Source organism: Serratia sp. CY82433 (assembly GCF_052166535.1).
Lineage (GTDB): Bacteria > Pseudomonadota > Gammaproteobacteria > Enterobacterales > Enterobacteriaceae > Serratia > Serratia sarumanii.
In genome coordinates this window covers 1,675,948-1,695,404 of sequence record NZ_JBJNOR010000001.1, presented here as the reverse complement: position 1 = coordinate 1,695,404, position 19,457 = coordinate 1,675,948, and the positions used below count along the sequence as shown (strand labels likewise).

Annotated in this window: 18 protein-coding genes; 12 read left to right on the top strand and 6 right to left on the bottom strand. The window is 57.6% G+C overall.

Annotated elements, in window-relative coordinates; all coding sequences use genetic code 11:
* Positions 1–12: 12 nt before the first annotated feature.
* On the bottom strand, positions 13–180 hold the full coding sequence (locus ACJ8PI_RS08285; protein WP_223181989.1) for a hypothetical protein: 168 nt from the start codon (positions 178–180) through the stop codon (positions 13–15).
* 439 nt (positions 181–619) lie between these two features.
* On the opposite strand from ACJ8PI_RS08285, the gene ACJ8PI_RS08280 reads away from it, so the two are divergent.
* Positions 620–1,639, top strand: a complete 1,020-nt coding sequence (locus tag ACJ8PI_RS08280) for a GlxA family transcriptional regulator (protein WP_164134205.1) — start codon at positions 620–622, stop codon at positions 1,637–1,639.
* Positions 1,640–1,669: 30 nt separating this feature from the next.
* On the opposite strand, the gene ACJ8PI_RS08275 is transcribed toward ACJ8PI_RS08280, so the two are convergent.
* Together ACJ8PI_RS08275 and yddG are read right to left on the bottom strand one after the other, a co-directional pair.
* Positions 1,670–3,055 (bottom strand): MFS transporter, encoded by a 1,386-nt coding sequence (locus tag ACJ8PI_RS08275; RefSeq protein WP_033648382.1) that lies wholly within the window; start codon positions 3,053–3,055, stop codon positions 1,670–1,672.
* 216 nt (positions 3,056–3,271) lie between these two features.
* Complete coding sequence (gene yddG / locus ACJ8PI_RS08270; protein ID WP_074025903.1) at positions 3,272–4,189, bottom strand: aromatic amino acid DMT transporter YddG; 918 nt, start codon at positions 4,187–4,189, stop codon at positions 3,272–3,274.
* A 384-nt stretch (positions 4,190–4,573) separates the two neighbouring features.
* Here yddG and ACJ8PI_RS08265 point away from each other — a divergent pair, with 384 nt between their 5' ends.
* The 8 genes from ACJ8PI_RS08265 (at position 4,574) to ACJ8PI_RS08230 (ending at position 12,442) form a co-directional block, all read left to right on the top strand.
* On the top strand, positions 4,574–5,476 hold the full coding sequence (locus ACJ8PI_RS08265) for a dihydrodipicolinate synthase family protein (RefSeq protein ID WP_103826722.1): 903 nt from the start codon (positions 4,574–4,576) through the stop codon (positions 5,474–5,476).
* Positions 5,477–5,485: 9 nt separating this feature from the next.
* Entirely contained in the window at positions 5,486–6,988 is a 1,503-nt protein-coding gene (locus ACJ8PI_RS08260; protein WP_049233238.1) for an aldehyde dehydrogenase, read from the top strand.
* Positions 6,966–7,271, top strand: a complete 306-nt coding sequence (locus tag ACJ8PI_RS08255; protein WP_049233240.1) for a hypothetical protein — start codon at positions 6,966–6,968, stop codon at positions 7,269–7,271. The genes ACJ8PI_RS08260 and ACJ8PI_RS08255 overlap by 23 nt, the downstream gene beginning before the upstream one ends.
* A 96-nt stretch (positions 7,272–7,367) precedes the next feature.
* Complete coding sequence (locus tag ACJ8PI_RS08250; RefSeq protein ID WP_033648377.1) at positions 7,368–8,057, top strand: GntR family transcriptional regulator; 690 nt, start codon at positions 7,368–7,370, stop codon at positions 8,055–8,057.
* 249 nt (positions 8,058–8,306) lie between these two features.
* On the top strand, positions 8,307–9,626 hold the full coding sequence (locus ACJ8PI_RS08245) for an NAD(P)/FAD-dependent oxidoreductase (protein WP_089187239.1): 1,320 nt from the start codon (positions 8,307–8,309) through the stop codon (positions 9,624–9,626).
* Positions 9,627–10,059: 433 nt separating this feature from the next.
* A complete protein-coding gene (locus ACJ8PI_RS08240; protein WP_039566034.1) occupies positions 10,060–11,502 on the top strand; it encodes a GGDEF domain-containing protein in 1,443 nt (480 codons plus the stop codon).
* 104 nt (positions 11,503–11,606) lie between these two features.
* On the top strand, positions 11,607–11,957 hold the full coding sequence (locus ACJ8PI_RS08235; RefSeq protein WP_033634599.1) for a DUF1428 domain-containing protein: 351 nt from the start codon (positions 11,607–11,609) through the stop codon (positions 11,955–11,957).
* Between the two features lie 11 nt (positions 11,958–11,968).
* Entirely contained in the window at positions 11,969–12,442 is a 474-nt protein-coding gene (locus ACJ8PI_RS08230) for a VOC family protein (protein WP_033634598.1), read from the top strand.
* On the opposite strand, the gene ACJ8PI_RS08225 is transcribed toward ACJ8PI_RS08230, so the two are convergent.
* Entirely contained in the window at positions 12,439–12,621 is a 183-nt protein-coding gene (locus ACJ8PI_RS08225; protein ID WP_164134206.1) for a hypothetical protein, read from the bottom strand. The two genes, ACJ8PI_RS08230 and ACJ8PI_RS08225, sit on opposite strands and share 4 nt — an antisense overlap.
* A gap of 81 nt (positions 12,622–12,702) precedes the next feature.
* Between ACJ8PI_RS08225 and ACJ8PI_RS08220 the strand changes: the two genes are divergently transcribed.
* The 3 genes from ACJ8PI_RS08220 (at position 12,703) to ACJ8PI_RS08210 (ending at position 16,970) form a co-directional block, all read left to right on the top strand.
* Complete coding sequence (locus ACJ8PI_RS08220) at positions 12,703–14,046, top strand: D-serine ammonia-lyase (protein WP_128884759.1); 1,344 nt, start codon at positions 12,703–12,705, stop codon at positions 14,044–14,046.
* A 385-nt stretch (positions 14,047–14,431) separates the two neighbouring features.
* Positions 14,432–15,787, top strand: coding sequence for an MFS transporter (locus ACJ8PI_RS08215; RefSeq protein ID WP_164134207.1), 1,356 nt, complete (start codon positions 14,432–14,434; stop codon positions 15,785–15,787).
* A gap of 4 nt (positions 15,788–15,791) precedes the next feature.
* Positions 15,792–16,970, top strand: a complete 1,179-nt coding sequence (locus ACJ8PI_RS08210; RefSeq protein WP_033653116.1) for a 4-hydroxybenzoate 3-monooxygenase — start codon at positions 15,792–15,794, stop codon at positions 16,968–16,970.
* Between the two features lie 70 nt (positions 16,971–17,040).
* Here ACJ8PI_RS08210 and ACJ8PI_RS08205 read toward each other — a convergent pair whose 3' ends face one another.
* Both ACJ8PI_RS08205 and ACJ8PI_RS08200 read right to left on the bottom strand, forming a co-directional pair.
* Positions 17,041–18,477, bottom strand: coding sequence for a 6-phospho-beta-glucosidase (locus ACJ8PI_RS08205; RefSeq protein WP_164134208.1), 1,437 nt, complete (start codon positions 18,475–18,477; stop codon positions 17,041–17,043).
* 130 nt (positions 18,478–18,607) lie between these two features.
* Positions 18,608–19,342: a MurR/RpiR family transcriptional regulator gene (locus ACJ8PI_RS08200; RefSeq protein WP_033648369.1), complete on the bottom strand. Its 735-nt coding sequence runs from the start codon at positions 19,340–19,342 to the stop codon at positions 18,608–18,610.
* Positions 19,343–19,457 lie beyond the last annotated feature (115 nt).

The following is a 19,457-nucleotide window of genomic DNA, read 5'->3' as shown; positions in this document are numbered from 1 at the left end:
CGCCGAATGCGGCTAGTACATCGACGGCTCCACCGATTGCGAACAGTCGCTGTTGGCGCTGGATTTGGTGCAGGTATAAGGCTCATTCGGCGAGGCCGGAGGCGCATTCGACGGGCCGCCACCGCCGCCGATGCACCCGCTCAGCATCAGCATCAAAAACACGAGAGTAATCTTCTTCATCTCACCGTCCTCCATTGCGATTCCTCCCTTAAGTATATGTCGGGAAAGCGAACGGCACCGCTCGCCGATGCGATCTATACAGCGGTATCGGTAGTGTCCTGATATCTCCTGATGACTTACGCGATACAGCAGACCATAAGTCCGCGGGTGGAGTCACACACAAGACGGATCACTTTGCTATACAACGGTTGTACCGTTCGCAATATGTGTGTAAATCTGCACATTCGGCTCCTGGCTGTCTCTCTGCTATCGCTCCGTGATTGTCCATTAATGCACCTAAGCGCCGCGCAGGGTAGTACGCCATACTGGTGGAAAACGTTATGCGACCAGTAAAAAGTTGGGCAATAGCGCCGAGAAGCCGATCGCCGTTGGTCTAAATACTCGGGACATCGCCGATCCGTAATGTCTTCTGAACAAGCTGGAGGATTGCAGGAGTCTGATGAAGAACGCCTATGAAAAAAACATCGAGCCGAAACCCGACCTGACGATGGGTTTTTTGCTGATGAAGCAATTTACGCTGGCTTCGGTTGCCGGCCTGGTGGAATCTCTGCGCTTTGCGGCGGATGAATCCTTCTCCAGCCGGCAGATTTTTTGCCAGTGGGAGTGGATGACCTGCGACGATCGGCCGGTCACTGCCAGCTGCGGTTTGCCGGTATCACCGACTGCGAAGCTCGATTTTTCCAGAGACTGGGACTATTTCGTGGTCGCTGGCGGATTGCTCGAAGAGACTCGCAACCCGCCAGAATGGTTGTTACAGGCGCTGCGGGATCTGCACGCCCGCAATATTCCGATCATTACGCTGTGCAGCGGAGCGTTCGTTGCCGGTAACGCCGGGCTGCTGGATGATCATCACTGCGCGATCCACTTCACTACCCGCGACGAGTTTCGGCTTCGTTTTCCAAAAGCCATTCCGGTAATCGACAAAACCTATATTAAAGACGGCGGGATTATCTCCTGTCCGGGCGGCATGGCAATTGACCTGGCGGCCGATCTGATCCGTCAGCATTGCGGCCTGGTACGCTCGCAGAAGGTACTGAAATACCTACTGATGGACGCGCCACAACCTGCCGGAAAGACGAAGCAGAAAGCCCCGCTTAATGCGCCGGATGTGTATGAGAACGAACGGGTCAGTAAGGTCATTGAATTTATGAAACAGCACCTTGATTCACCGATCCCGCTTGCCGACGTGGCGGATTTTGCGGGTGTGACCTTTCGTCAGCTCAATCTGATATTCACCAAATGCACTGGCCACTCAGCAGCCGTTTACTGGCGCAGTATGCGGTTGGAGCAGGCGCGAAAGCTGATGGCCGATTCAAGTAACAGTATTAACGAAATTGCCACCGCGACCGGATTTTCGGACGCGTCGCATCTCATTTCGTGGTTTCGTAAGCAATACGGTGAGACACCGAGTTCGTTCCGCAAGCGACGCAGGGAAGTGGAAAAGTTGGTGAAGGAGTAAATAGGGCTGCAGTTATGCAGCCCCGGTGAATCAAAGAGAGTGTCGTTTCGGCATGACCCCCTGCATTGAAACCTTGTTACGCGGAAGTTCCTCCTCTAATGAGGAGGCGTCTTCCAGACTGCGTGCATTGGTTTCCGGTGCCATAAACCACGACACTATCAGACCAAAGAAGGTGATCGCTGCAGCGATATACATCGTCGGACCAATCCCAATATTCTGCAACGAAAGCGGCACCAGCCAGGTGCCCACCGCCGCACCGATGCGCGACAGCGACGTCCCTACGCCTACGGCACCGGCGCGAATTTCAGTCGGGAAGATCTCATTGGGATAGACCAACTGCAGCACCTGCGCCCCTCCGATGAACAGCGCGTACAGACCGAACATCAGCAGGATCACCGCAGACGGACCATCACGCAGAAAGCCTAGCAGCAACAGCGCAAGGCCTGACCACAGGAAACTGTGCAGCAGCAGCTTACGGCGTCCCAGGACATTAATCAGGCGAGTCGCGATGACGCAGCCCACCACGAACAGCAGGGTAATGGCAACGGATCCATAGGATGCCCAGTTTCCCCTGAGGTGCAGCGCATCCAGCACCTTAGGGGCAAAGGCATAGACGGCAAATACCGGAATGACGGAGCAGGTCCAGAAAATCGCCACAAACGCCATGCGCTTGCCGTAACCGGAATGGAGCAGGTTGGCAAAAGAAAGGTTTTTGCTTTCAGCCTGTACCGGTAAGTTATCCAGACCAAACTCAGGGCCGTAAACGCGGCGGATGATCGCTTCTGCCTCGGCATGACGGCCTTTACTTAACAGCCAGCGCGGGGATTCCGGGGTGCCCAGACGCACGATGAACAGCAGAGCGCCAATGACGGCCGTACTCGCCAGCGTCAGGCGCCAAGCGTCAGGCCCACCAAAATTAAGAATGGCTTCGCCGGCCAGGTACGCCACGGCTGCGCCTGCGAACCAGAGGATGGTCAGCGTCGCGAGGCAGGGGCCGCGGTTTTTCTTCGGCAGAAACTCCACCAGGAAAGCGGTCGCGACCGGGTATTCAATCCCGACGGCAACGCCATTCATAAAGCGCAGCGCAAACAGCAGTTCACCGCTTTGCACCCAGTATTGCGCCAGAGAGCAGACGACAAACAGCGTCGGCCCAACGAAATAGAGTACGCGGCGGCCAAGACGGTCAGTCAGCGCACCGCCGATAAAACCACCGAAGAAGATACCGATCAGCGCCGAGGCGGCAATCAATCCTTCCCAGAATGCGCTCAGACCTAGTGCAGGTGAGACTTTCATCATGGCGATGCCGATAATACTGAGCACGTAGCCATCGACAAAGGATCCACCTCCCGAACGCACGGTCAGCAACCGGTGAAAGCGGTTAAGGGGAACGTCTTCTACAGAAATGGTATTTGACATGGTAACTCCTGTCTTTCCCCGATGTCGTCGGATTAACGGCCTGCAACGGGTACACGAAGCCATTGCCGCTAATCCGACGATCGCGGTTTAAATGTAGGTCAGGTAATATTGTTAAATCGAACGTAATGAATATTTTTTCTGTTAATTTTGGTCGTTCATTATAAATACTCCTCCGGTGCAGGATGGTCGGGTAAGATGTTTTTTATTATTAGGGCCTTACTTACTTTCTTTTATTACAGGTAAGGCTTTCGGCGCAGAACTGCGGGTAGACCACCAGCAGAGCAGCGAGCCCAGGCTCACCATGGCAGTGCCTTGCCAGAACGCGATGTTCAGGTGTGACTTCAACATAACCGCAGCCAGTACCGCCGAGATAATCGGGATAAAGTACGAAGCGGCCGCCAGCACTGTCACATTGCCGTGTAGAATGCCGACGTTCCAGGCGGCATAACCAAACCCCATGGCGATGGCGGCCAGCAATAAACTTATCCATGTATGCCAGGAGAGAATAAATTCTGGTTGCGGGGAAGTGAGGTATTTCCCCCATAACGTCAGTGCGGTCAAAATAAAGAACAGGGTAATGCCGTTATTGCCATTGGCGATGATTTTGGTGACCACGCAATATATTGCCCAAATAATGGCGCCACTAAATGCCAGGCCATAACTGAACGGATTTTCCATTACGTTATGGGTCATCTCAGTGAAAGAGAAACCCTGTTCGCCTCCTAATACCCGGCAAATTCCGGCGACGGCTAAAATGACGCCCGGAATAATCAGCGGGTTGGTCTTTTGTCGGTTCACGATAACCGACAGTAATATGGTCATACTCGGCCAGAGATAGTTCACCATCCCGACCTCAATGGCCTGACGGCCGGAATGGGTGAAGCCCAGCGACAGCGACAGACAGAGTTCATAACAGACAAACAGGATGCTGCCGAGGATCAGATAGCTCGGTGGAAACAGCCGCAATTTCGGGAAGCCAACGGTGAATAACAGCAGGACTGCGCTACAGGTATAGATCAGCGCCGCACCGCCCACCGGGCCAAAACCTTCGCTCACGCTTTTAATCAACCCAACGATTGCGCTCCACAGCAGGATGGCTATCAGTCCGATGAGCGTCGCTTTTTTCTGGGGCATACCCTGTACCTCTATTTACATTTCCATCACAACCGAACCGGCTTGATGTTAAATTCTGGTTAAATCATGCCTTAAAGCTATGCCTCCGTATTGGTGCTGTAAATATGTCTCAGGAGGCCAAAATTCCGGAATGTGATCGTTATCTGAAATCATGTATAAAATTACTACATCAAAATTTAACTTTTAATTTATTGATTATTAATGATTAAAAATAACATCGGTGTAGGATTTTACTACTCATTGGTATTTACGTTGTATTTTCAATGTATACAAAAAATATTCATTCATTGACCCCTTTCACATCTGTGTGCAAATTCTTAACAAACGCAGCCTCGAGCTGCTGAACAGACCATCGCGGTCGTGAATCCCCCCCTGGAGGTTATCGTGTTGACATTTGAAGGTATCTACACCCCGGCAATTACCCCTTACGCGGCCGATGGCAGTATTGATTTCGCCCGCTTTGCGGATGTGCTGGAATCCCTGATTGAAGCTCGAGTTCACGGCATCATCATTGGCGGTTCAACCGGCGAGTACTATGCCCAGAGCGCCGAAGAGCGTAAGGCGCTGGCCGAGCATGCGCGTCAAGTCATTGGCAACCGTCTGCCGCTGATTGTTGGAACCGGGGCAATCCGTACCGAAGATGCGGTGGACTACGCGAAGCATGCCCGCGAGATTAAAGCCGACGCTATTCTGGTGACCTCGCCGCCGTACGCGCTGCCTACAGAGCAGGAAAATGCCCATCACGCGCTAACAGTGGATAAAGCCGCGCAGTTGCCGATCATGCTCTACAACTACCCAGGCCGTATGGGGATCACCATGGGTGAAACCTACTTCCGCGAGGTAAGCCGCTCGTCCAACGTGGTCGCCATTAAAGAAAGCTCGGGCGATTTCAATAATCTGCATCTGCTGGCCTGTAAATTTCCGAACATTGCGCTCTCCTGCGGCTGGGACGATCAGGCGCTGGAGTTCTTTGCTTGGGGAGCACGCAGCTGGGTGTGCGCCGGTTCTAACTTTATTCCGCGTGAACATGTGGCGCTGTATGAGGCTTGCGTAGTGGAAAAGGACTTCGCGAAAGGCCGCAAAATTATGGCCGCCATGATGCCGCTGATGAACTTCCTCGACGGCGGAAAGTTTGTGCAGTCCATCCGCTATGGCTGCGAGTTGAACGGTCTGACCTCGGGCCAGGTGCGTGCGCCGCTGCAAAGTCTGGACGAAGAAGAGAAAGCACAGCTGAAAGCGGTGATTGCCGGGGTGAAACGCAACGTGGCTGCGGCCACGGCGGCGTAAGGGGGCGAAATGAAACAGCTTCAGACACTCAACGATGTAACGCGCTTGGCGCATGAACTTACGCTTCCGGACAAGGCGTTTATCAATGGCCGTTTCGCCCCGGCGCGTTCCGGTAAAACCTTGACGACGTACAACCCGGCGACCGGTGAAGCCATCGTAAATCTTGCTGCCTGCGATGAATCCGACGTTAACGCGGCGGTGAGCACGGCTCGCACTGCCTTTGAGGCCGGAAGCTGGAGCAAATTGGCTCCGGGCGAACGCAAGGCGGTGCTGCTAAAACTGGCGGCGCTGATGGAACAGCAGCTCGCATCGCTGGCTGTGCTGGAAAGCCTCGACAGCGGTAAGCCGGTCAGCGAGTGTCTGGCGGTGGACGTACCGGAGACTATCCATGTGCTGAAGTGGCATGCGGAAGCCATCGACAAGCTTTACGACCACACGGCGCCGGTAGGCAATAATGCGATGGCGCTGATAGTGCGTGAACCGATTGGCGTGGTGGGCTGCGTTCTGCCGTGGAATTTCCCGCTGCTGATGCTCGCCTGGAAAATTGGCCCGGCATTGGCGGCAGGGTGTTCGGTGGTGGTGAAACCGGCTGAACAAACGTCTCTGACGTCGCTGCGCGTGGCTGAACTGGCGTTTGAAGCGGGCGTTCCTGCGGGGGTATTGAATATTGTGACCGGTACCGGAAAAGAAGTCGGCGAGCCGATTGGTTTGCATCCGGATATTGATATGGTGAGCTTTACCGGCTCCACCGCCACCGGACGTCGCTTCCTGCACTATGCGGCGGAATCCAATCTCAAAAAGGTCGTGCTGGAGTGCGGCGGCAAAAACCCGGCGCTGGTGTTTAACGATGCCGACGATATCGCTGCGGTTGCCGAACATGTGCTTAACGGTGCGTTCTGGAACATGGGCGAGAACTGCTCCGCGACCTCGCGCCTGCTGGTGCAGGAAGATGTGAAGGAAGCGCTGTTGGCGGAGATGGCGAAGCAAATCGGTAACTGGACGATGGGTAACCCGTTCGATCCGCGCAATCGGCTGGGTGCGATGATCTCTCCTGAGCACTTTAGTAAGGTGAGCCGCTATCTTGATATCGCGCGCCAGGAAGGGTTACCTATTCTGCACGGAGGTAACACGAAGCAGGGGGCTTACGTGCAGCCGACCATCATCGATGGCGTGACGCCGGAAAGCGCGCTGTTCCGGGAGGAGATCTTCGGCCCGGTGCTGTGCGTCACCACGTTTAAAACCGAAGGCGAGGCCATCGCGCTGGCCAACGACACCCCATACGGCCTGGCGGCGTCGGTTTATACCGGCAAGCTTAATCGCGCCATCCGCGTTTCTCGCGCTATTCGCGCCGGAACAGTGACCGTGAACTGCTTCGGAGAGGGGGACGCAACCACGCCGTTTGGCGGCTACAGGCAGTCCGGTTTTGGCGGTCGCGATAAATCAGTGTTTGCGCTTGACCAGTACACCGAGCTGAAGACCATCTGGGTTGATGTTGCTGAAGACGACGCCTGAAGCCGTGCTTCGCGGCCTGGAAGACAGAATCCATTTCTATTTCTGTCTTCTGGTGGCGGTGGGGCTGTCGAAGAAGCTGGGACGCATTACCTCCAACCGGCAAAAAAATGCCTTTATTATTAAATGGCTAAAGAATGCTCGGGAGATGGGATCTTTCCATCAGCGCGCCGACAGTGAAATTGTCTGGCTGCGTGGGGAGATCCTGCGTCATTCGCCCGATCGGGACCCGGAACCGGTTCTGATGCTGATTTACCGGACAGCCAGTAAAATGCACAGAACGTGATCGCCGTTGCGGATAAATTTTGCCGTAGCTTACCTTTATCTGTAGGTTAAGCAGCATCATAGTTAAGCATCACGGGTCGATTTTCAGGAGGCGGTAATGAGAACGGGTAAGACAGCGCTGTACGAGGATCTCAAGCGGCTTATCTTAACGATGGAACTCGACCCGGATGAGCTGCTGGATGAAGCCAGTCTGACCGCTCAGTACGGCCTGTCACGGACACCGGTGCGCGAAGTGTTTCAGCGCCTGGCAGGTGAAGGGTATCTCGAGATCGTTGAAAAGCGTGGCGTACGCGTGATTCCCATGAGCCATGCCACGCTGCGCAACTTTTTCCTGGTGGCACCGATGATCTATGCGGCCACCGGGCGCCTTGCAGCTCAGCACTACAAACCCGCGCAGTTGAAGGCGCTAAAAGAAACTCAAAAGCGCTTTCGCAAAGCGGTTCAGAGCCATGATGTCGAAGCGTTGGCTCTGGAGAACAACCGCTTTCACGAGATCATGGGGGAAATGGCGGCTAACCCCTATTTGCAACCGAGCCTCGGACGCTTGCTGATCGATCATTGTCGTATCGGTCACACCTTTTTCCGTCCACGTAATGATGACATGGAGCGGCGTTTACAACTGGCTGCCGATCATCACGATGCGTTTATCGTCGCACTGGAAGCGCACGATGAGCAGGCGGTAGTAGATCTGGTGTTCGAACACTGGGAACTCTCCCGGGAAAACATGGAGATCTTTATTGCGCCGCAGGGACTCAAGGCCGATGAGCGCATCCAGTCACCTGAATAACCCCACCTGATGGCGTGCTCCCAGGCATTCGCTTGGGGGCTACTTTCAAATCGTAACACGCCCTGAGCGTTACTCGCTCGGGGTTTTTCTACGTCTAAATTAACCTGGATTTAACTATTTTTATACTTGTTGTATACATGAGATATTCATCACGTATTCATTTTTTCGACATGGATAACATGAGTTCATACCGCGCTTACTGACCTGCTAAGCGCAAAAGAAAAATAACAGCGAACCGGAGTAAACAGCGTGCAAAAGATCACTTCTCTCCCTGCTGATGACGCCCTGCCAGGGTGGTATCACACCAGCCCATCTCGCCCCCCACGGCCTGCTCACGTGGGGCAAAAACACGCTCGCTGGGCCATTGTGGGGGCCGGGTTAACCGGGCTGGCAGCCGCCCGCCAGATGGCGATCCACTTTCCTGACGATGAAATTGTACTGATTGAAGCGCAGGAAGTGGGCTATGGCCCCGCCGGGCGCAATGCGGGTTTTGCCATTGATGTGCCGCACGATATCGGCGCCAAGGACTACATCGGCGATGTCAAAACCGCCAGGCTTATCCTGCAGCTCAATACGCTGGGGCAGAACTATCTGCGTGCTATTGTGCAGGAGCACGGAATTGAGTGTCAGATGTCAGAATCCGGGAAATATCAAGCTGCCGTGGGCGAGCAGGGCGTGGCGATTCTTGAGGCCTACCGCCGCGGGCTAGAGAAGATTGGCCGCGAAACGCAGATGATAACGGGCGAGGATCTACCTGACCACATCGGCACCCGTTACTACAAACAGGCGCTTTATATTCCCGGCACCATCCTGCTGCAACCGTCGGCGCTGGTGAAAGGGCTGGCGAACAATCTGCCATCGAACGTGACGCTTTACGAGTATACGCCGATCACGGCTATTAATTATGGCGACAAAGTGACGCTGGTGCATGACAAAGGCAGCATCACGGCAGATAAGTTGATTCTGGCGAACAACGCATTTGCGTCGCACTTTGGCTTCCTGCGCGGACGCCTGCTGCCGACCTTCCTGTACGGTAGCCTGACCCGTCCGCTGACCGCCGATGAGCAGACCCGGCTGGGCGGCAAACCGGTCTGGGGCGTTATCCCCGCGCATCCGTTTGGCAGCACCGTACGCCGGACGGTAGATAACCGCATACTGGTACGCAACAGCTTCAGCTTCCACCCTGATGGTCGTCCGCGCGAGCACCATCTGAAGAACTTTATCGCTAACCACCGTAAATCCTTTGAGCGCCGTTTTCCGACGCTTGACCAGGTTGATTTCGCCTATTCCTGGAGTGGGGCTATTTGTCTGTCGGAGAATCATGAGGGTTTCTTCGGCCAGCTGGCACCCAACGTGTACGGCGCGCTGTGCTGCAACGGGTTGGGCATCACGCGCGGCACGGCTACCGGCAAACTGCTGGCGGATATGATTGCCGGTGAGCGCAATGAGTTGATCGACTTCCTTGTGGCGTCACCGGGCCCGAATAAAACCCCGCCGGAGCCGTTCCTCTCCATCGGCGTTAATTCGGTACTGAAATGGGGACAATATAGAGCAGGTTCAGAAGTTTAGTCTTTTTCACCCGAACCACCATCGTTGCCGCGCGTTTACTGGAATGCCCACGAAACCAACCAGACCGCCATGCTGCTGTATGACCAGATGGCGGAGCGCCCCGGTTTTGTGATGTACCGCAAGGCGCTTTGACGTGGGGGGAAAAAATCTCCGCACATCACCCAATCTTATTTTACTTTTTAGGAACAAGACGGCGGTTTTTGCCGGTGTCAGGCCGGCTTGGGCGTGGCTGCTTCAGCAGTTTCTGCGCCAGACGAGCAACTGCCGTCAATACATTGATACACAAATATATTTTCCCTTGATGAATAAACAGGTGCTCGGGCCGCTAAAACTGGCAATAATAGGCGGGTCGGCCGCTTATCTTCTCCTCATCGTCGACGGTTGTGACACGAACAGATTGTCACCTTACACAGCAGAAGTCTCTGGATCCAAGATGCAAACCACCTCGTTGTCCGATACCCGGAAAATCTGGCCCGCACTCACCGTCTTTTTGTTGGTGTTCGCGGCTTGCCTGCTAGGCATCGTCAGCCGTCCCGTCGGATTTTTGGCGGTATTCTGGCCGGTCAACGCCGTTCTACTGGCGGTTCTGGTGCGCTGCCCGCAGTGGGCTACGCGCGCCGGCTGGGGCATGGCGGTGCTGGGGTATCTGGCGGCGGATTTGCTGACCGGCAGCTCGCTGCAAAAGGCGTTGCTGCTGAACGCCGCCAATCTGACCGGCGTGGTGGTGGGGTATCTGCTGTTCATGCGGCTGTCGCCGCCGGCGCGCATGCTGCAGCGCGGCGCCTCCAGCATGTACCTGTTCGGTATTTGCCTGGCCGCCGCCGCCGCGACCGGTGTGGTGGGCGCGGGAGTCTCGCAGTGGCTGTTCGGCAGGCCCTATTTAACCTCGCTGGCGCTGTGGTTCTCGTCCGAATTCACCAACTACGTCACGCTGATGCCTTTCATTCTGGCGTTTCCCGCTGATTGGCGCTATCGCCTGCGCGTGGCCTGCGCCATGTTGACGCAGCGCAGCCAATGGCCGCAGGCGGGGCGAAAAATGGCGGTGTTGGCGCTGCTGGCGCTGGCGGCGGTCTGCAGCGTGCTGATCGGCGGCCCCGGCGCGGTGATCTTTCCCATGCCGGTGCTGCTGTGGCTGGCGATGTCCTTTTCGCTGTTCAGCACCATGATCGCGGTGCTGGTTTATGTGCTGTGGTGCCATCTGGCGATCGATTTCGGGTTGCTGAGCACCACGCTTGACATGAAGGTGCTGCAGAACACGGTATCGATGCGTTTGGGCATCGCGCTGCTGGCGCTGGGGCCGATTGCCGTCGCCAGCATGAACTATGCGCGCAACGCGCTGTTGCGCACGCTGGAGCACGTGGCGAGTCACGATGCGTTGACCCACGTGCTGACGCGCAATGCGTTTATGCAGCGCGGCGAGCGAGTGATAGACCAGAAAGGCGAGCTGGTGTGCGTCATGATGCTCGACATCGATTACTTCAAATCGATCAATGATCGTTTCGGCCACGCCGGTGGCGATCAGGCGCTGATGGCGTTTACCCGTGCGATTGCCGCCGATCTGAGCGTCGATGATCTGTTCGGCCGCATGGGCGGGGAAGAGTTCGCCATCGTCTCGACGCTCGGCCAGCCGCAGCAGGGGGTGCAGCTGGCCGAACGGCTGCGGCAACGCATTGAGGCGGAATCGATCACCATGCCGGCCGGCCATCCGCTGCAGATCACCGTCAGCATCGGCATGGTAACCTGCCCGGGCGGTTCCGGCCACAGCCTGGCCGACCTGCTCAAACTGGCGGATCTGGCGGTATACAAAGCGAAAAACGCCGGCCGTAACCGGGTCGCCACGCCGGAATCTTGCCCGCCGAACGATCCTGACCGCTGAACTTCCGATCCGTGCCGCACGCCCGCCGTCTAAACTGGTAGGGGGCGCGGACTACTTTGCCCGCGCTGAACCGACTGTCCTTAATCAGACAAGAGGATATCAGAATGAAATACGTAGATGGGTTTGTGGTGGCGGTGCCGGCCGCCAATAAGGAGGCATATCACCGGTTGGCGGCCGCAGCGGCGCCGCTGTTTAAAGAGTTTGGCGCCACGCGCGTCGTGGAGTGCTGGGGCGATGATGTGCCCGACGGCAAACTTACCGACTTTCGCGGCGCGGTGAAGGCGCAGGAAGGCGAAGTGGTGGTGTTCAGCTGGATAGAGTACCCCTCCAAGGCGGTGCGCGACGCCGCCAACGAGAAAATGATGAACGATCCGCGCATGAAGGCGCTGGGCGAGATGCCGTTTGACGGCAAGCGCATGATCTTTGGCGGGTTCGCGCCGATCCTCGATACCTGAAGGAGGCGCAGATGGCCAGAATTACGCAACATCTGTGGTTTGAAAAAGACATGGAGGCGGCGCTGAATTGCTATGTCGCGCTGATCCCCGGTTCGTCCGTGAACTGGTTTTCCGATCTGCCGGCGGATACGCCGAGCGGCCCGGCCGGCAGCGTGAAGCTGGCTTCCTTCACCCTGGGCGACCAGCGCTATGCGGCGATCGAAGCCGGGCCGTTGGATCCGTTCAACCACAGCTTCTCCGTGATGGTGGAATGCGACGACCAGGCGGAGGTCGACCGGCTGTGGGACGCGTTGTGCGTGGGCGGCGAGGCGGAGCAGTGCGGCTGGCTGCGCGATCGCTGGGGGTTGTGCTGGCAGATCGTGCCGCGGCGCCTGACCGAGCTGATGAACGATCCTGACGCCGCCCGCGTGCGGCGGGTCACGGAAGCGATGCTGCTGATGGGCAAAATCGACATCGCCGGCCTGGAAGCGGCGGCGCGGGGTTAGCGGATAAAAGATGCATTGAGAGCGCAGCACTTAACACATCGGCGCTGGTTTCCTTCGGCATTCCCGGCGGCACCGCCGCGAAAACCGGCGGTGCGCCGATTTTGCCGGGCGTGGCGGGTATTCTGATTTGGTTTGGCGTCGCGGCCGGGTAGCGCCGCGCTTGCATCAATCTGTTGCATCTCAAGCTCAGTATTTATCATTTGTCAGCCGCCGGCGTTCGCGGCATGGTGACGGCAACGCCAAATCAGTCAGGGACACTTATGCAAAAATCACAGATTCAACCGTGGGTTGCGCAGCATCCGCTGTTGCAACGAATGGTCGCCCTCGAGCCTATCACCTGGTTCAATCCGCGCGCGACAACGCTGGCCGCAGGCTTGCCCCATGTCGGCCTGACCGCCGCCGACGTCGCCGCCGCGGAGCAGCGCCTGGCGCGCTTTGCGCCTTATCTCGCCGTGGCCTTCCCGGAAACCCGGCCGACAAAGGGGATCATCGAATCCGAGCTGGTGGCGATCCCCGCCATGCAGCAGGCGTTGGACCGGCGCTATGGGCTGCGGCTTGGTGGGAAGCTGCTGCTGAAAAAGGACAGCCATCTGCCGATCTCCGGCTCAATTAAGGCACGCGGCGGCATTTACGAGGTGCTGACGCACGCGGAGACGCTAGCGCTGGAGGCGGGGCTGCTGCAGATCGGCGACGACTACGCCCGGCTGTTTTCCGACGAGTTTCGCCAGTTCTTCCGCCAGTACCGCATCGCCGTCGGTTCGACCGGCAACCTGGGGCTCTCTATCGGCATCATCAGCGCCCGACTGGGGTTTGACGTCAGCGTCCACATGTCGGCGGACGCGCGGGCGTGGAAGAAGCAAAAGCTGCGCGACAACGGCGTCACGGTGGTGGAGTACGCCGAAGATTACGGCGTGGCGGTCGAGCAGGGGCGCAAGCAGGCGGCGAGCGATCCGCGCTGTTTCTTTATCGATGATGAAAACTCGCAAACCCTGTTTCTCGGCTACGCGGTGGCCGGCGGCCGCCTGAAGCGGCAGTTTGACCAACAGGGCATCGTGGTGGACGCACAGCATCCGCTGTTCGTGTATCTGCCGTGCGGCGTCGGCGGTGGGCCGGGCGGCGTGGCGTTTGGCCTCAAGCTGGCCTTCGGCGACCATGTTCACTGCGTTTTCGCCGAGCCGACCCATTCGCCCTGCATGTTGCTCGGCGTTTACAGCGGGCTGCACGACGGCATTGCGGTGCAGGATCTTGGCATCGATAACCGCACCGCAGCGGACGGGCTGGCGGTGGGACGCGCCTCCGGCTTTGTCGGGCGGGCGATGGAGCGCCTGTTGAGCGCATTTTACACCCTGAGCGACGAAGAGATGTTTGCGCTGCTCGGGCTGTTGGACAAGCACGAACATCTTCAGCTGGAGCCGTCCGCGCTGGCCGGCATGGCCGGGCCGTGGCGCGTTGCGGCCCAGGCGCGGCAGCTCAGCGAGCAAGGCGTGAGCACAGAGAGCCTGGCGCAGGCGACGCACCTGGTGTGGGCGACCGGTGGCGGCATGGTGCCGCCGGCGGAAATGGCGAAGTACCTCGCCGCCGGCCAGGCGTCTCTGAGTCAATAAGGGCGTTTCTTGCGCTCGCTCCCTTTTTAGGGGGCGAGCGCCGTTCGAAAAGCGTCTGTGCCTTCAGGCCGATGGTCAGCGCCAAACAGGGTAGCGGCAATGTTTCTGAAATGTTAATTGAATCACAAACCCTCATTCTGTGGTAACGGAAAAAACAATCTCATCCCATTAATAGTAAATAAAATTATTTTATTTACCGTCCTCTGATGTTCGTTTATCGCACGCTTATTGTTTTAACAATATTGAAGCATTCGCCGTGGGGTGGTTTGATTTAATTGTCGATTAACGAACTATGTTCCGATAATCGCACAAATTAACCCTCTTGCCGGTACGCAACCGGCTGTTCTGTGCGGTGAGGGTTGCCGCACCCCCTGAGGAGCAAGCCATGCCACACGATAACAACGTAGAAATCCGAGGGTTTATCGATGACCAGCCATTTTCTCGCTACCAGTGGTTGATACTGGTTTTGTGTTTCTTGGCGGTAGCGCTGGACGGCTTCGATACCGCCATTATCGGTTTCATTGCCACGTCGCTGGTGCAGGAATGGGGAATAGAAAAAACCTCTCTGGGGCCGGTGATGAGCGCTGCTTTGGTCGGCCTGGCGGTGGGCGCGTTGGCCGCCGGGCCGTTGGCGGATCGTATCGGGCGCAAGAAAGTGCTGGTGATCTCGCTGCTGCTGTTCGGCGGCTTCAGTTTGCTGACCGCCTTCGCCGGCTCGCTGTCGACGCTGACGCTGTTGCGTTTCCTGACCGGGCTGGGATTGGGGGCGGCCATGCCCAATGCCGCCACGCTGATGTCGGAATATGCGCCTCAGCGCTGCCGGGCTCTGATGGTGAATCTGATGTTTTGCGGTTTTCCTCTCGGCTCATCGCTGGGCGGCTTTTCTTCCGCCTGGCTGATCCCGCATTTCGGCTGGCAGAGCGTGATGGTGCTGGGTGGCGTCATGCCGCTGCTGCTGGCGCTGGTCTTGATCGCCGCCTTGCCTGAATCCGCGCGCTTTATGGTTGCGCGCGGCTATGCCGCAGAACGCATCGCCAAAGTGTTGAAGCGCATTGCGCCACTCCCAAAGACGCCGCATTTCATGTTGCAGGAAGAGGGGCAAATAAAGGCGGCCTCGCCGCTGGGGATGATTTTTTCCCGTCGCTATCTGCTGGGCACCTTGATGCTGTGCCTGACTTACTTTATGGGGTTGATGATTTTCTATCTGCTGACCAGTTGGCTGCCCCTGTTGATCCGTGAAACCGGCGCTTCCGTCACGCAGGCGTCGCTGATCACCGCGCTGTTTCCGCTCGGCGGGGGGCTCGGCGTATTGATTATCGGTTGGTTGATGGATCGCATGAACCCGCACAAGGTGGTGGCCGTCGGCTATTTGCTCACCGGCCTGTTCGTCGGCATCATCGGCTTTGTCTATGCCTACCCGCCGCTGATGGCGATCACGGTGTTCATCGCCGGCACCTGCATGAACGGCGCGCAGTCATCCATGCCGGCCCTGGCGGCCGGATTTTATCCCACCCAGAGCCGGGCGACCGGCGTGGCATGGATGCTCGGTCTTGGGCGTTTTGGCGGCATTCTGGGGGCGATGAGCGGTGGTGCGCTGATGCAGATGCAGCTGTCGTTCAGCACCATATTCACACTGCTGGCCATCCCGGCGCTGATCGCGGCGCTGGCGTTGATCGCCAAGCACCTTTCCGGCTACCCGGCGCTGCCGGCGCCGCTCAATAAAAATGCTGTGAGGGAATAATACTATGCGCACACAGGTTGCGATAATCGGTGCCGGCCCGGCCGGCTTGATGTTGTCTCATCTGCTGCATCTGCATGGCGTGGAATCGGTGGTGTTGGAAACGCGCAGCCGGGCGGCGGTGGAATCGACCATTCGCGCCGGGGTGCTCGAACAAGGGACGGTCGATCTGCTCAACCAGGTCGGATTGGGAGAGCGGATGCGGCGGGAAGGGGCGCGGCATCAGGGCATCCGGCTGGCATTCGGTGGCCGTCAGCACCGCATCGATCTGGCGGGATTGACCGACCGCGCCGTCACCGTTTATGCCCAGCACGAAGTCTTGAAAGACCTGATCGCCGCGCGTGTGGCGGCGCAGGGGCAACTGTTTTTCGAGGTGGAGCAGGTTGAATTGAAGGCGCTGGACAGCGCGCAGCCCGAGGTTCACTACCGTCACGCAGACCAGCCGCGCCGGCTCCGCTGCGACTTCGTCATCGGATGCGACGGATTCCACGGCATCAGCCGCGCGGCGATGCCCGGCGGGCTGCGGCAGGATTACACCCGCATCTATCCGTTCGGCTGGTTCGGCATTCTGGTCGAAGCGCCGCCGTCCAGCGACGAGCTGATCTACGCCTGCCATCCGCGCGGCTTTGCGCTGATCAGCACCCGTTCGGCCGGTGTACAGCGCATGTATTTTCAGTGCGATCCGGCGGAACAGGTCGATCAATGGTCGGACGACCGCATCTGGCACGAACTGGAACAGCGTCTGGAAAACCATGAAGGCTGGGCGCTGAAAAAGGGCCGTATCTTCCAGAAAAACGTGGTCGGCATGCGCAGCTTCGTTACAGAGCCGATGCGCTACAGACGCCTGCTGCTGGCGGGCGACGCGGCGCATATCGTGCCGCCGACCGGCGCCAAAGGGCTGAATCTGGCGATGGCCGATGTCTGCCTGTTGTCCCAGGCGCTGGAAACGTTTTACCGGCGAGGCGACTGGCAACGGCTGGACGAGTACAGCGACACCGCCTTGCAGCGGGTCTGGCGCGCAGAGCATTTTTCCTGGTGGATGACCCACATGCTGCATACTCGTCGGGACGACACGCCTTTCGAGCATCGGCTGCAACTGTCAGAATTGCAATACACGGTGAAATCGCGCAGCGCCATGACGATGCTGGCGGAGAATTATGTCGGGGCGCCATTCCCGGCACTATAAGCGAAAATGCCCATGCCGTGAGGCATGGGCGGCGTGCGGCGAGCAGGGTCCCCTGATTGCCTGCGTGCGGTTACAGCTGTTCGCCGTTGCTGGCGATCACCCGGCGGTACCAGTCGAAGCTCTTCTTGCGCGAACGTTCGAGCGTGCCGGTGCCGTCGTCGTGTTTGTCGACGTAGATGAAGCCGTAGCGTTTGCTGTACTCGCCGGTGGTGAACGACACGCAGTCGATGCAGCCCCACGGCGTGTAGCCGATCAGGTCTACGCCGTCTTCAATCACCGCTTTCTTCATCTCTTCGATATGGGCGCGCAGATAGTCGATGCGGTAGTCATCGTTGATCTGACCGTCCGCTTCCACCTTGTCGAAGGCACCGAAGCCGTTCTCCACGATAAACAGCGGCTTCTGGTAGCGTTCATACAGCACGTTCAGCGAATAGCGCAGCCCGATCGGATCGATCTGCCAGCCCCAGTCGGAGGCTTTAACGTGCGGGTTTGGCACGTTGCCCGGGAAGCCGAACATGCCGTCGCTGCCGTCCACCGCGTTAGCCTGCAGGGCGTTGCTCATGTAATAACTGAAGCCGATGTAGTCGGTGCAGCCCTCGCGCAGGATCTGCGCGTCCTGCGGCTGCATCTCTATCTTCAGCCCTTTGCGTTCCCAATCGCGTAGCAGGTAGCTTGGGTAGTAGCCGCGCATCTGCACGTCGGTATACAGATAGCGCTGGTGCATCGCCTCGACGGCGTACATCACGTCGTCCGGCTTGCAGGAGTACGGGTAGAACGGCACGCAGGCCAGCATGCAGCCGATCTTGAATTCCGGGTTGATCTGATGGCCGAGTTTGACCACCTGCGCGCTGGCGACGAACTGGTGGTGCAGCACCTGATACAGCGCCTGTTCCGGGTTGTCTTCCCGGGTGTAATCCACACCGGAGCAGCAGTAGCCGAACAGCGGATAGCGGTAGTTGCTCTGGTTGTTGATCTCGTTGAAGGTCATCCAGTACTTCACTTTTTCGCGGTAGCGGCGCATCACCACCTCGCTGAAGCGCACGAAGAACTCCACCACCCGGCGATTTTTCCAGCCGCCGTAGGCCTTCACCAGATGGTAAGGCATTTCGAAGTGGGACAGGGTGATCACCGGCTGGATGCCGTATTTCAGCAGTTCGTCGAACAGGTCGTCGTAAAACTGCAGGCCGGCTTCGTTCGGCGCCGCTTCGTCGCCGTTCGGGAAGATGCGCGTCCAGGCGATCGAGGTGCGGAAGCATTTGAAGCCCATCTCGGCGAACAGCGCCACGTCCTGCTTATAGCGGCCGTAGAAATCCACCGCTTCGTGGTTGGGGTAGCGATAGCCGTCGAGCACGCCGTCGGTCATCACGCGATCCACGCCGTGCGAGCCGCCGGACAGCACGTCGGCGATGCTTGGCCCTTTACCGCCCCGATCCCAACCGCCTTCAACCTGGTGCGCGGCGACCGCGCCCCCCCACAGAAAATCCTTCGGCAACTGTTTCATCGTCAATGTCTCATCGGTTTATTTAATGAAGGGTAATAACGCTGCGTTGAGAATAGAGTAGCAAGAGCGAAAGAAATGTCACGATATAACAAATCACCGTGGAAAGTGATTTGTCACAATAAAAAAACAGCCTGTTTTATTTGGCCGAATTAATATGTCCAAGCCGTTTGCCGATGGTTTCAATAATGTAAAGCACGGGGATCTGCGTGGTGATATTGTGATGCCCGCCGATCAAATGCTGCGGAACGTGGTAGGAGAGGTTGAAGTCCGCCAGCCGCGCCAGTGAAGAGGTTTCGTTGTTGGTAATGCTGATGATCTTGCAGTGGTGCAGGCTGAACTGGCTGGCCAGCCGCAGGATCTCTTCGGTTTCGCCGGTAACCGACAGCACGATCGCCACCGCGTTTTTATACATGTCGCTGTTGACCGGATAATAAGGATCGTCGATGTGGGTACTGAATTTCCCGACGTTGGAAAAAAAACGCGCGCCATATTTCCCCAATGCGCCTGAGGTGCTGATGCCGACGAAAATAATTCGCTCGGCGGCGGCGATATGCTGCACCGCCTGATCGATCAGCTGATTAAACTCATCGTTGCTGACGCTTTTAAAAAAGCTGAGGATTTCGCCGATGCCGGAATCGACCGGCGGCGCATCGCTCTGTTCGAGATACAGCTTGAAACGGATGCGAAATTCCGAATAGCCATCACAGCCCATTTTCTTGCAAAACCGCAGCACGGTGGTGGTGGACACGCCGGCGGCCTCGGCCAGCTCGCGGATGGTCATGTACATCACTTGATTCTTGTGTTTGCTGACGTAGTTATAAACCATCAGCTCCAGTGCGTTGAGCTCGGCGATTGCTTTATGGGTAAACATGAGTCGGTCCGGCGGCTGAAAACGGGAAGCGTATCTGCGGCTTAACATAGCAAAATTCACCGCCGCTGGCACTGCCGGGCAAAAAGAAAAGCCGCACCAGTCAGGCGCGGCCCAG